Raw genomic sequence first — 13,015 nt, 5'->3', positions numbered from 1 at the left:
CCTTACAAATTATTATTACTTGCTAACTATTCAAAATATTCTTTATATGGTTGTTTGATCAGTTTCTATGCTGAAGCTCTTCGACAATCTGTGCATGCTGCTGATCTGTCAGTTTATAAAGAAAACCGATAATGATCATAGCTAATGCTAAAGCAATGGCGGGATACAGAAGAAGAAGCGCTTTAATGCCGATCAGCGCCTGTGCCGTCTGGGCTACGTTCGGCATATATCCGACAAGCCCCAATCCGATCCCCGAGAGAAAACCAGACAATGACTGAGCAAGCTTTCGCGAGAAGTTAAAGAGGGAATATGTCGTTGCTTCTTTCCGCTCACCGGATTTCCACTCGCCGTAGTCAATGATATCTGAGACAAGCGCCCACGTAATGCCATTGGGAATACTGATCCCAATAAACGCGATGCTTGCAAGGATGGTAAACACATATACATTTGAAGGAAGCATAAAGTTGATCAGATCCGCGGCAACACTGATGCCGAAACCGATCATTGCGGTTTGTTTCTTTCCAAACATCTTGACGAGCTTTGGCAGAAACACGACGCCCAAAAAGGAAGATCCAATAATGATAAAGTTCATATAAGCCATCAGTTCGACATTGCCTAGGTTATATTGTGCGAAGTATACGAGCATTGCGGATTTAATGTTGTATGCGGAAATCGAAAAAATGGTCATCAGGACAAGGGTTAACAGCGGTTTGTTCGTTATAAACGTTTTGACGACAGATGAAAATGTTAATTTCTCTTTTGGCGCTTCCGCAATAACAATACGTTCCTTGCAGTTGCGATAGCAAATATAAAACCAAAGCACACCGAGAACAGCAAACAATCCCATGACCACCGGATAGCCTACCTTCGGGTTATCAAACTTGACGAGCAGCGGCATGACGGCCACGCTCGTGATAAACAAAGCCCCGAGTGAACCGATTTGGCGAAAAGTAGAGATAGAAGTCCGGTCTTCAGTATTTTGAGTCATCGCCGCTCCCAATGAACCGTACGGAATGTTTACAAATGAATAGCCCACGCCCCACAGTATATAGGATGCATACGCATAAATCAGCTTGCCTGTCGTTGATACATTCGGGGACAGAAAAATAAGAACAGTAAGCACCGCAAGAACAATGCTGCCGATTAATAAATAAGGCCTGAATTTCCCCCGCCTGCCGATGTTTTTGCGATAATCAATTGATGAGCCGACAATGGGGTCTGTTACAGCCGCAAAGAGCTTGCTGACTAAAAAAATACTTCCCGCCATTGCAGCCGGAATTCCCGCCACATCAGTAAAATACTTTAATAAATAAATTTGGCCTAAATCAAACATAAAACCGTTCCCAAAATCACCAAAACCATAGGAAATTTTCTCCTTCAGCGAAAGCCTCTTCTCCGTTTCAATAGACACAACCTTATTTTCCAGTTCTGCTCGCATCTTCCACCTCTGTGTCTTAAGAATTTTCGATGAGATGTCCGCTCAGTATGACGTATCTGAGCGGAACTTATTTTATACGTTTGCCTTTTCTTCTTGAAATTGAAAATATTGTTTCGCATTGTGATAGCAAATGCCTTGTACGATACCGCCAAGAAGCTCCATATCTTTCGGCACTTCACCGTTTTCAGCCCATTCGCCGATCAGATTGCAGACAATCCGTCTGAAGTATTCATGGCGTGTATACGACAAAAAGCTTCTGGAATCAGTCAGCATGCCGATAAAACGGCTGAAAAGCCCGACGTTTGACAACGCTTTCATTTGATCAAGCATCCCATCCTTGGAATCGTTAAACCACCATGCTGTGCCAAATTGTATTTTCCCAGGCGTGATGCCGTCTTGAAAGCTATTTATCATGCTGGCAATGACATAGTTATCATTTGGGTTGAGCGAATATAAAATCGTTTTCGGCAGCTGGTTTTTCATTTCGACTGAATTCAGCAGCCTGTACAAAGGCTTCGCAATTTCTTCGTCATTCATAGAATCATAGCCTGTATCCGGCCCCAATTTCTTCATCATTTTCGTATTCGTATTTCTGAGTGCATTGATATGAAACTGCATCGCCCAGTCAAGCTCAGCATACAATCCGCAAAGAAATTGAAGCGTATATGTCTTGAATTTCTTCTCGTCTTCGTAAGAAACCTGTTCCCCGTTTAATCTTGAGGTAAAAATGAGGCCCGCTTCCTCTTTGTCCGTTTCGGCAAACACCATTGAATCAATCGCATGATCAGATACTCTGCCTCCGACTGAATGGAAGAAACGCACTCGTTCTTCAAGAGCCTTCAAAAACTCATCATAGGTTGTAATCGAAAGTGACGCAGCCTTTTCAAGCGCCTGCACCCAATCCGGAAAGCCTTCGCGATTGATTTCCAGCCCTTTATCCGGCCGAAATCCCGGCAGCACACTGACAGGAAAATCTTTGTCCTCTTTTAATAATAGGTGGTACTCGAGGGAATCGACAGGGTCATCGGTTGTGCATACTACTTTTACATTTGATTTCACAATGAAATCCCTTGCCCCGAAGCCTTCTCCTTCCAGCAGTTCATTCGTCCGTTTCCAAATATTTGGCGCCGATTGCTCATTTAGTATCTCGTAAATCCCAAAAAATCTCTGCAGCTCTAAATGGGTCCAATTGTAGAGCGGATTGCCAATCGCCATCGGTACTGTTCTCGCCCATGCCATGAACTTCTCCTCATCAGCTGCATCGCCTGTAATGTATGTTTCTTCAATTCCATTGGCTCTCATGATGCGCCATTTGTAATGGTCTCCATACAGCCAGGCTTCTGTCATGTTTTGAAATCTCTTATTTTCATAGATTTCTTTCGGACTCAAATGGCAGTGATAATCAATAATCGGCATGTCTTTCGCATAATGGTGATAGAGGTTGACAGCGGTTTCATTTTTCAGCAAAAAGTTTTCTCCCATAAAGGGTTCCATGTCCTCACCGTCTTTCATTCTATTTCAAAATGTTAACGTTAACATTTTGATTTGTTTTTATTTTACCTTTATATTCCTCTGGGATCAATCTCTTTTTAAAATTTAAATGTTAACGTTAGCAAATAAGCGCAAAAAGACATTGCCGTAAAGCTGCCTGAAAAGACCTCTTTTTGGCAATGTCCGATTTTACAAGAAAGGATTAGTAAGCTAGGCTGAATAGTCCTTTAATGTGTGTTAAGTAGCGTACGTTACTTGCTTCTTTCATCAAGGAAGCAGGAAGACCTTTAAGCGGTGTAGAATTAGCACCAATGATGGCTACCGCATCTTTGCGTCCAAGGCTTGCAAGTGTACCAGAGTTTACTGGCTGGAATGTTTCAAGTGTTTTTCCTTCTAAGTAAGCGAATAGGTTGTAACCGATCAGCTCACCCATTTGCCATGCGATTTGTGCAGTTGGCGGGTATGGACGGCCGTCTGCCGCAAAGTAAACTGCGCTGTCACCGGCAACAAATACATCTTCATGAGATGTAGATTGAAGGAAATCGTTAACTGTCGCACGGCCGCGGTTCACTTCAAGACCTGATTCGCCGACTAAAGGATTTCCTTGTACGCCGCCAGTCCAAACAAATGTGTTGGCAACAACTTTTGATCCGTCTTTCAGATCAATCACGTTTCCTTCTACATTTGTAACAGGAAGGCCTGTTAAGAACTCAACGCCGCGTTTTTCAAGGCTTTTAGTTGCGCGTTCGATAAGATCATCCGGAAGAACAGGAAGGATTTTCGGACCTGCTTCAACCAATTTCAATTTGATTTCTTTGTGGTCTACGCCGTATTTTTTCGCAAGGTTCGGCATGATGTCAGCAAGCTCACCGACAAGCTCAACGCCTGTTAAGCCGCCTCCGCCGATAAGGATTGTTGCATCCGCTTCGTTTTTCGTTTTAGAGTACTCGCGCACACGGTCTTCAACGTGGTTGAAAACTTTGTTAGCATCAGCAGCAGATTTAAGAACCATGCTGTTTTCTTCAAGTCCTGGGATGCCGAAGTAAGCAGTGACAGAACCAAGGCCTACTACTAGCGCATCGTAAGTTAATGCAGAACCGTCAGCAAGCGCAACCTCTTTTTTATCAACAGAGAAAGAGCTGACTTCCGCGATTTTAAGATCAATGTCTTTGCCTTTGAAAAGTTTTTCTAACGGCATTGCAACCGCTTTTTCAGACACGTTGCCTGCTGCAAGACGGTGTAATTCCGTAATGATTTGGTGAGTTGGGTATTTGTTTACCACTGTCACGCGTGCTTGTTCTTTTGTGTAATGTTTGCGAACTGTTAAAGCAGAAAGAACACCGCCATAACCAGCGCCTAAAATGACAATATGTTTTGACATCGTATATCCTCCGTCCTTTATATCAATTTGAATCTGAGATTATTTTTGTTTTTCGTTCATGATTTCAAGGTAGCTGTTAGCAAAACGGAACAGCTTTTGAGCTTGAGGATCTTTCAGCATGCGCAACAGGCCGAAAAGTCCAATCGTTTCGTTGCTAGCATCCGCGCGGTCTTTCGCTTCGATTGCAGTCGCAGCCACTTCTTTTGCTGTTTCTTTTACAGGCTCAAGAATTTCAGTGATTGCACCGACTGTATCGCTTTTCAATACTTCGTCAGTCGCAACAGACTGAGCGAAATCGTAAGACTTCGTTAAAATATTCACTAACTCAGTCAGCTTTGGAAGCTGGTCAACTAAAACAGTCAGTGATTCTTGAACTTCTGGCTTTAACAGCTGATCAATAAGATCTTGCTGGCTTTGGCTGACAGACGCATTTGTTTGATCGATTGTTTCTGGCATATCCAATTCTCCTTTACTATAAGCAGTATGCTGATTTTTTGGAAAGGGTAGTGCCTCTCCCTGATCTCATGTTTGAAAGCATGAGAAGAAGGATTGTGAATTCGTGCACAATCATTCGCAAAAATAAATGTTTACTACCCAGTTTTTCATCTTGCCATATTCAGTATTATTTTTATCTCAAAAATAAACCATTGAATAAGTCAAAATCCTTTACTCTCTCTGAAAATAGCAAACATAAAAAACTCCAATTTGATTACCTTCTATATGATAACACTTTTTGAACAAAATTTGAACGTGAATTGCTTCGATTATGAAATTAATTTATATGGTGCCCGTGTCATAACATTTCTTCAGCACTAGTTATTGACAATCCATCAATTTTCTCCCCTACGCGTTACCCATATGTCTAATAGAGGTTCTCTTTTTCCTGTAACTGGATCCAATGCCGGAAGTACTGCTTGCTCTATATTCTCTAGCGCAGCCGCTCTTTCATCCGGCTTTCCCGTCTTCATATCATACCGAGAACCGTCTGGATAAGCGCCGATCACGGTAAAATCGGGGCTCGCGCTTAGCTTTTTATGGCCGACACCGGCTGGGATGACCGCTGCGTCGCCCGTTTTGATAGGAACAGCAGCTCCTTTTTCTCCCCCAAATTGAATAACAGCCTCCCCTCGGACTGCGATTAGGACTTCATGCGTGTTGCTGTGATAATGATGGTACGGAAAAACACTGCCCGACCAGCTGTTTAGCCAGCCATGCCGATTGACGATCCGCTCTGCCTGTTCAGCACGTCCCATAAAAACATTTTTATAGATAACGAGCGGAAAATCAGGGTGATTTGGAACCCTGCCGTCATCCTGAAAAAAGTACGTTTCTGTTTCCATCATTTTCACCTCCCTATTTCTGTCTTCCACATATATTGATCCGTAAAACATCATTATTTTCTCACAATCCGTTGATCTGTATCATCCAGGGTAGTATAGTATAAAAAAATAATGCCAGAATGAGGGATTTGATGAAAGCTATCGTAATCGGAATATTGGCTTCTCTCTTTTTCGCCGTTACCTTTATTTTAAACAGGGCGATGGAATTATCCGGAGGCAGCTGGCTTTGGAGCGCCTCGCTACGCTTTATTTTTATGGTTCCGTTTTTATGTCTGATTGTCATAATGAAAGGGAAGTTCGTTCCTCTTTTACAAGAGATGCGGAAAAAGCCGTTTTTTTGGATAAAGTGGAGCTTCGTCGGCTTTGTTCTTTTTTATGCGCCGATCACGTTTGCCGCCGCATTCGGGCCGGGCTGGCTCGTAGCCGGAACATGGCAAATTACCATTGTAGCCGGTGTGCTGCTGTCTCCATTTTTCTATGAGAAAAAAGACACGCCTGGAGGCACTTTGCTCGTTCGGCAAAAGATTCCCCTTGTTTCGCTGGGCACTTCCGTCGTCATTCTGATTGGGGCAGCGCTGATTCAGCTCCAGCATGCAGAATCGCTTTCCGGAAAAATGCTGCTCTTCAGCGTGCTGCCGGTTGTCATTGCGGCTTTCGCCTATCCGCTGGGAAACCGGAGAATGCTTGAGCAATACGGAGGCAGGCTTGATACGTTCCAGCGTGTGCTGGGAATGACCCTTGCAAGCCTTCCATTCTGGCTTGTATTGGCAGCTTACGGCTGGTGGTCAGATGGCCTCCCGACCGCGGGACAAACCGTTCAATCCTTTATCGTTGCCGTCAGCTCAGGCATCATTGCGACCGTTTTATTTTTCTGGGCAACGGATATGGTAAGAGATAATCCGCAAAAGCTTGCTGCTGTTGAAGCAACACAATCCGGGGAAGTGATATTCGCTTTGCTTGGTGAAATAATCCTGCTGTCAGGTGTTTTCCCTTCCATTTTATCGTTTGCCGGATTAATGATCATTATTGCCGGAATGGTGTTACATACCTTCGCTTCCCAACAAAAACCTAAAGAGAAAACTCAGTCAAATCTGACTGCTTAGCAGCTTCTGGAGAATGGGCGAAAGCCCGTTCTCCTTTCTTTTTAACGCCTTCCAAAAGAGACCTGTTTCACGTTATATTTATGTATAGTCTAAGCCCACTTAACTGAAAGGTGATATTTTAATGGAAGCAAACAATCAAAAAGACGATATACCAGCAATCTCATTCACATCTGTGCGAAAAAGCTATGAACAAGAGGGACAAACCTATGATGTATTAAAGGATGTCACCGGAGACATTAAACAGGGTGCAATCGTGGCCGTTTTGGGCCCTTCCGGTTCAGGAAAAAGCACACTGCTGTCAATGTGTAATTTGATGAAAACACCGGATCACGGTGAAGTGAAGATTTACGGAAAGGAAGTCAGAGACTGGAATGTGAATGAACTGAGGCGGACGGCCTCCCTTGCCTTTCAATCCGCCCCCGTCCTTGACGGAACGGTGCGTGACAATCTGAATCTGGTACAAAAGCTCCACCAAACCCAGCTTTACTCTCCTGAAGAGCTCGCTTCACTGACAGGCCTGTCTCCAGAGCTGTTAGACAGAAGCGCCAAGGATTTATCAGGCGGACAGCGGCAAAGGCTTTCACTTGCCAGAACACTCGCAAACCCTTCCTCCATCCTATTATTGGACGAAATTACATCTGCCCTGGACCCTGTTTCTGCTCTGGAGATTGAAGAGCTGATCAAAAGGCAGCAGCAAGAGAAAAAACTGACGGTGATGTGGGTGACCCATAACATGGAACAGGCGAAACGAGTAGCCGATACCATTTGGTTTATGGCTGATGGCCGGCTGTTGGAAATCGCGGAGACAGACACATTTTTCTCGCATCCTCAGCATGAAGCAGCCCGTGAATTTTTGAAGGGAGGCACACGGTAATGGATTACCTTTCTCTCTCATTCACCATGATCTTTGTGCTGATTGCCTTGTTTTTATCAAAATCCTTTAAAGCCGGCGTTGAAAAAGATATGATGATTGCAACGATCCGGGCGGCGGTACAGCTGCTTGTGATCGGTTATGTGCTGTCGCTGATATTTCATGGGGATCACCCTGTGTTTATCCTGCTGATGGTGCTGTTAATGCTGGCGGTGGCGGCGCAAAACGTCGTCAAACGAAAGAAAATGAAAATCGGTTCTTTTTGGAGGGTGTTTGTAGCGTTAGCGATTGTAGAAATCGTCACCCAAGGCATTCTTCTGGCGCTTCACATCATCCCGCTTACCGCACGGTATGTCATCCCGATCAGCGGAATGGTCATCGGAAATTCAATGGTGCTCGCGAGCCTGTTTTTAAACCGGCTCAGCTCCGAGGTCGGGGTGCGCAAGGAAGAAATTCAATTGATTTTGTCGCTTGGCGGCACACCAAAACAATCCATACAGCATATCCTGACTTCCGCCATGAAAATGAGTATGATCCCAACGCTCGAAAGCCAGAAAACATTAGGGCTCGTCCAGCTTCCCGGCATGATGACCGGCCAGATCTTAGCGGGCGCCGATCCGATTCAGGCGGTACGCTTTCAGCTTTTGATTGTTTTTACAACGATGGCGTCCGCCGCGCTGACTTGTGTCCTACTCAGCATGCTGACATACCCGTCATTATTTACCGCGCATCAGCAGCTGAAGCAAAATGGTTAACATTATGACAGCGATTTCGGGATTTGCAGATCACATAAAAGCCGCTTCTCAACAGAAAAGCGGCTTTTGTGCTGGTTATTCCCCAGCCATTTCTTCATAATACCGTGAAAGTTCAATAATCATCGCGCCCATCCGCTCAATCTCCGGAGCAAGCAGCCTTGTGATGCCTTCTTCCCGCAGCGCTTCAGCAGTCACTTTTCCGACAGCCGCTGCGATGGCACGCTCTTCGAATACAGCCTTCACTTCATTGATAAAGCCGCGCTCCTTGGCAAATTGAAACAGAGAACGAACCTGAATCGCCGTGGTAAAACAAACAGCATCCAATTCACCATTCAGCAGTTCCCGGCATAACTGTTCTACCGTTTCCTCCTCTGGCGGGATATGCTGATAAGGGAGAATCGGCAAAACTGAAGCTCCTTTTTCCTCCAAAAATGCTATGAGGGCAGGTGCATTTTCTCCGTGAAGCTGCACCATTACTTTTTTTCCTGAAAAGTCGTAAGGCTCCAAGGACCGGATCAATCCGCTGGTTGTCCCATCTTCATCAGAAGCCTCTGCGGTGATTCCAAGCTTTTTTAACGCAGACAATGTTTTGTACCCTCGGCACGCCGCTTTAGCCTGGCGAATCGCCAGCAGAAACTCGTCCTTTACGCCGATTTTCTCTGCCATCTTCACAAGCGTCTCCGTACCGATGCCTGTCGTAAAGATCACCCAGTCGGCTTTTTCTTCCGCAAATTTGCGCAGCTCCGGCTCCACCTGCTCCTCTGCCAAGTACACTGTTCCTTGGAGAGGCCGGACGACAGAAATTCCGCCCTGTTTTTCAATGATTGTGCTGATTTCTTCCGTTTTCCGAGAACCGCCGATCGCAACGCGTTTTCCATGTAAACCTTTACCCATATCCGTTCCTCTCCTCTTTGCCAGCTTAGGCTTTATATGTATATAACCTTTAATAAAGCTATTGTGTCGCAAACCAAGGGAGAAATCAAGATGAACCAAATGTCTCTCATTACCCGTTGAATACACCGGATGCATGCTGTAATATAAACAACAGACACGCTTTAACGGAGGATCGACCATGGAAACAAAAGAAGAATACGAAACAAAAGGCTACGACACATCGGTTATTTATGAATTCAACGAATATCCCGACGTCCATAGCGGACGCTGTGATAATTGTAACTATACGCTTTTTAAAAGCTCCGTAAAAGGCGGAAAGTTTTTGAGAGAATGCCGGAGATGCGGGATGAAAAAGAATATTTAATAGATGGTGTTCGCGGGTCAGGGGTTAGCCTCTGCACCCGAGAACAAGCTGGAGAAAGCGGGATTCATTATTTTATTTTCGCTGCAGTCTCCAGCCCTTTGTATATCATTCCCACCGTCTCTTCCGGCGTCATCTCTGACGAATCCAGCCACAGGCCAAGACGCGGTGTTTCTGACTGCAAGACGGCATCGAGAGATTCAATGCTGATATCTCCATATCCTTTTTTCTTGCGTGCTGATTCTCTTGCGGCTATTATGTCAGCTCGGGGTGCCAACACGATCACATACAATGGACGATAACTGATCAACTTCACCATTTCTTCTAACATAGGTCCGATGATCACATCCTGCACCACCGTATGAAACCCCGCTTCAGCATACATATCCGATACGTTAGCCGTTAGCCGGTAGCGAAGACGCAACTGTTCCAGCGCCTCAGCTGAAGGAGTGTCTGACATTTGCATTTCGCCGTTTACAATCATTTTTCTAAATACATCTCCCCTGACATGAACGCTCTTGTCTAAACGCTCAGAAAGAAGCTGGGCAACTGTGGACTTTCCCGCTGCCATCACCCCTGTAATCAGATAGACGGCGTTTTCTTTACTCATTGCATCCCATCCTTTTTAAAAGAAGAAAAACCGAAATCTCAGCAGATTTCGGGTGCAAATATGTTATTGCGGAACGACAGACTTTTTTATGAAGGCTTCAATTTCCGCGGCTGCCTTCTCCGCTCCGCCTGCTTCTTTTACGTCTTTCTGCATGTCTTTTACGCGGCTGAGCATTTCTTTATCTCCGGATACGTCCTGAACTGCCTTCTGCAAACGGGAGACGCTGACCTCTTCTTTCGGCAAATAGACGCCGAGGCCTAATTCATCAACACGCCGGGCAGTGAGCTCCTGCTCATACATTTGCGGAATCACAACAAGCGGTACCCCCGCATTCATTGCCTCCATCGTACTGTTCATTCCCCCGTGAGAAACAAACAGATCGGCTTTCGCTAAGATATCCAACTGCGGAACGCGCTGGCGTACTGTAAAGTTGTCAGGAATGTCACCTAGACTGTCAGGTTCAATTGATATCCCTGTTGACATCACAACATGCCAGTCGGAATTCCGAAATGCATCTATACACATACGATAAAATTCCGGCCATGCGTTAAAAGCGGTTCCCAATGAAATCAGCATGAGCGGACGATTTCCTGTTTCCGGCAGCAGGCTCTCTTGTTCACCTCGTTTTCCAAGTGAAGGGCCGACAAAGCAGAATCGCTCATCAAAGGTTTCGTTTTTAATCTGAAAAGACTTCGGCATAAAGACAATATTTAACGCTTCCGGTATAGCCAAGTGTTCAAATGAGACAGCCGGTAAGTTTTCTTTCTCAAGGTAAACCTGGAAATCGGCCTCCGCTTGTTTGAGTTGCTTGAGCATCTCTTCACTTCCAAGCTGGAAGGATTCATTTTGCGCATAGGAAGAACAGAGCCTGATGGCCGGCACATTCAGCTTATCAGCAAACAATTTTCCCGCAAATGCGATAAAATCATAAACGATAAGATCAGGCTGGTCATTTTGATATAATTCTTCAAGCTGAGGCAAGATTTCGAGCGATTCTTTTAAAATGCTAATCGGTGTTTCATTTTTCTCTATCATTTCCTTAATGCGTTCCGGTTCCACGTTAATCGTAGTTTGATATAAAAGCGGGCTTGCCCCGGCTTGCTTCACCGCAGGCGCGAATTCCTCAGTCGTCGCATAAGTGACACGGTGCCCTTTTTCACAAAGCTTCTCCACTAACGCAAGAGTGGGATTCACATGTCCGTATGCCGGGATATTAATAATTGAGATATGATGCTGTCTCATCATTTCAGCCTCCAATTTTCATATTATATGTTGACGCGAAAACTCTTTAGTCCGTAAATCACGCTATTTTCAATCGGGGTGATACTGACCGGCTCCATACGAGAAAACGTTTGAGTCAATGCCGTTAACGCGATGGCTGCTTCAAGCCGTGCAAGCGGAGCCCCAAGACAAAAATGAATGCCGTGGCCAAACGCAATATGCGGATTGGGATGGCGGTGAATATCAAACATGTGCGCCCTGTCAAACTTCGCTTCATCACGATTTGCAGACGCCACAAACGCTAACACCATGTCGCCTTCTTTCATCTGATGGCCACCAATCTCCGTATCCCTCTTGGCAATTCGCCGCAAAACAGGTGCAGGCGCCCTGAAACGCAGAGCTTCTTCCACCGCCTGAGGCATCAGCTCTGGATGCCGCCGCAATTCGTCATAAACGCCCGGCGTGTCTAAAATGCTGTACATCGCGTTTGAAATCAAGTTCGTTGTCGTTTCATTTCCCGCCACCAGCAGCAATGTACAAAACGGAATCAGCTCTTCTCCGGAAAGCTTCTCACCGGTTTCTTCCGCTTTAATTAAAATGGAGATGATGTCCTGTTCCGGTTTCTTCCGTTTTTCTTCTATGATGCCGGCAAAAAACGCGGCTAGCTCTTCCTCGCACTTGTTCCGCTCTTTCAGAAAGGCTTTCTCCGCTTCCTCACTTCCATCTCTTGGTGTGCTCACCAAAATATCAGACCATGTCTTAAACGCATCCATATGCTCTGAAGGAACGCCTAAAAGCTCAGATATCACAATGACAGGAAGCGGATATGAGAAATCCTGAACCAAATCAAACTCGCTTCGTCCATGAAAACGATGTATCAGATCATCTGCGATGTCTTGAATTCTTGGTTCCCACTGCTTCATGACACGCGGTGTAAACGCTCTATTGACAACAGAACGGATTTGCGTGTGTCTTGGCGGGTCCATATTAATGATCGAATTCCCGATAGAACTTGTCTGCTCCGGCATATAACTGGAGAAAAGCTCTTTATCCCCAATCACTTTTTTGACATCATCATAAAGAAAAACACTCCATACTTGATTGTCTTCATCATAGGTAACAGGAGCTTCCTTTCTCATCGATTCGTACCACGGAAACGGATGATAAGCATCCTGTTTATTTTTTCCGTTCATCAGTGCACGCTGCAAAGCTTGTCGCCGATTTACCACATTCATGCGTTTCCCCTCCCCATGAAAGAAAAGATTCAGCAATTGACGAACTTCACCACCTCCTGCTATCGAAAAAGAGAGGGACATCCATTTTGTCGTCTGAAACAGCAGGCAGGTCTTCAAGATGCCGGTGCAGGCATCATATAATCCCCCTCGAATGTTGTTCATCTTACCATAATCTTTCAATTTTTTTCTATTACGCACACCCAATTTGGTTCACAACGTGACCTTAGGCATGCTCATCGATTTTAGAAACGCAATCAATAGCTTATGAAAATCTCACACGTCGCCCTCATCCGCAACGTAAGCACTACTCTAAAA

At 45.1% G+C, this 13,015-nt stretch carries 13 protein-coding genes; 4 read left to right on the top strand and 9 right to left on the bottom strand.

Features of this window, described 5'->3' with window-relative positions:
• Window positions 1-58: 58 nt before the first annotated feature.
• The 5 genes from NYE43_RS06685 to NYE43_RS06665 all read right to left on the bottom strand — a co-directional run bounded on the left by NYE43_RS06685 (window position 59) and on the right by NYE43_RS06665 (window position 5,653).
• Window positions 59-1,438: an MFS transporter gene (locus NYE43_RS06685; RefSeq protein ID WP_341061342.1), complete on the bottom strand. Its 1,380-nt coding sequence runs from the start codon at window positions 1,436-1,438 to the stop codon at window positions 59-61.
• Between the two features lie 72 nt (window positions 1,439-1,510).
• Window positions 1,511-2,932: a glucuronate isomerase gene (uxaC, locus tag NYE43_RS06680; RefSeq protein WP_341061340.1), complete on the bottom strand. Its 1,422-nt coding sequence runs from the start codon at window positions 2,930-2,932 to the stop codon at window positions 1,511-1,513.
• 199 nt (window positions 2,933-3,131) lie between these two features.
• On the bottom strand, window positions 3,132-4,310 hold the full coding sequence (locus NYE43_RS06675) for an NAD(P)/FAD-dependent oxidoreductase (protein WP_024121033.1): 1,179 nt from the start codon (window positions 4,308-4,310) through the stop codon (window positions 3,132-3,134).
• Window positions 4,311-4,349: 39 nt separating this feature from the next.
• Entirely contained in the window at window positions 4,350-4,766 is a 417-nt protein-coding gene (locus NYE43_RS06670; protein ID WP_010333866.1) for a DUF1641 domain-containing protein, read from the bottom strand.
• 374 nt (window positions 4,767-5,140) lie between these two features.
• Window positions 5,141-5,653, bottom strand: coding sequence for a cupin domain-containing protein (locus NYE43_RS06665; protein WP_373271218.1), 513 nt, complete (start codon window positions 5,651-5,653; stop codon window positions 5,141-5,143).
• Between the two features lie 128 nt (window positions 5,654-5,781).
• Here NYE43_RS06665 and NYE43_RS06660 point away from each other — a divergent pair, with 128 nt between their 5' ends.
• The 3 genes from NYE43_RS06660 (at window position 5,782) to NYE43_RS06650 (ending at window position 8,379) form a co-directional block, all read left to right on the top strand.
• Window positions 5,782-6,753: a DMT family transporter gene (locus NYE43_RS06660; protein ID WP_151174947.1), complete on the top strand. Its 972-nt coding sequence runs from the start codon at window positions 5,782-5,784 to the stop codon at window positions 6,751-6,753.
• Window positions 6,754-6,874: 121 nt separating this feature from the next.
• Complete coding sequence (locus tag NYE43_RS06655; RefSeq protein ID WP_216394667.1) at window positions 6,875-7,627, top strand: ABC transporter ATP-binding protein; 753 nt, start codon at window positions 6,875-6,877, stop codon at window positions 7,625-7,627.
• Window positions 7,627-8,379, top strand: coding sequence for an ABC transporter permease (locus NYE43_RS06650; protein ID WP_024121029.1), 753 nt, complete (start codon window positions 7,627-7,629; stop codon window positions 8,377-8,379). The genes NYE43_RS06655 and NYE43_RS06650 overlap by 1 nt, the downstream gene beginning before the upstream one ends.
• A gap of 75 nt (window positions 8,380-8,454) precedes the next feature.
• Here the strand turns inward: NYE43_RS06650 and NYE43_RS06645 are convergent, their stop codons facing one another.
• Window positions 8,455-9,273, bottom strand: a complete 819-nt coding sequence (locus tag NYE43_RS06645; RefSeq protein ID WP_339236703.1) for a uroporphyrinogen-III synthase — start codon at window positions 9,271-9,273, stop codon at window positions 8,455-8,457.
• A gap of 178 nt (window positions 9,274-9,451) precedes the next feature.
• On the opposite strand from NYE43_RS06645, the gene NYE43_RS06640 reads away from it, so the two are divergent.
• Window positions 9,452-9,637 carry a hypothetical protein gene (locus tag NYE43_RS06640; RefSeq protein WP_024121027.1) on the top strand — a complete coding sequence of 62 codons (186 nt, stop codon included), beginning with the start codon at window positions 9,452-9,454 and terminating at the stop codon, window positions 9,635-9,637.
• A 67-nt stretch (window positions 9,638-9,704) separates the two neighbouring features.
• Here NYE43_RS06640 and NYE43_RS06635 read toward each other — a convergent pair whose 3' ends face one another.
• The 3 genes from NYE43_RS06635 to NYE43_RS06625 all read right to left on the bottom strand — a co-directional run bounded on the left by NYE43_RS06635 (window position 9,705) and on the right by NYE43_RS06625 (window position 12,700).
• Window positions 9,705-10,244: an AAA family ATPase gene (locus NYE43_RS06635; RefSeq protein WP_101860776.1), complete on the bottom strand. Its 540-nt coding sequence runs from the start codon at window positions 10,242-10,244 to the stop codon at window positions 9,705-9,707.
• 63 nt (window positions 10,245-10,307) lie between these two features.
• Window positions 10,308-11,486 carry a macrolide family glycosyltransferase gene (locus tag NYE43_RS06630; RefSeq protein WP_095713521.1) on the bottom strand — a complete coding sequence of 393 codons (1,179 nt, stop codon included), beginning with the start codon at window positions 11,484-11,486 and terminating at the stop codon, window positions 10,308-10,310.
• Window positions 11,487-11,509: 23 nt separating this feature from the next.
• On the bottom strand, window positions 11,510-12,700 hold the full coding sequence (locus NYE43_RS06625; protein ID WP_095713522.1) for a cytochrome P450: 1,191 nt from the start codon (window positions 12,698-12,700) through the stop codon (window positions 11,510-11,512).
• Between the last annotated feature and the right edge of the window lie 315 nt (window positions 12,701-13,015).

It is taken from the genome of Bacillus sp. FSL R5-0434 (genome assembly GCF_038004745.1).
Taxonomy (GTDB): domain Bacteria; phylum Bacillota; class Bacilli; order Bacillales; family Bacillaceae; genus Bacillus; species Bacillus halotolerans.
Note: the sequence above shows the minus strand (reverse complement) of the source record. Positions and strands in the feature narration are given on the sequence as shown.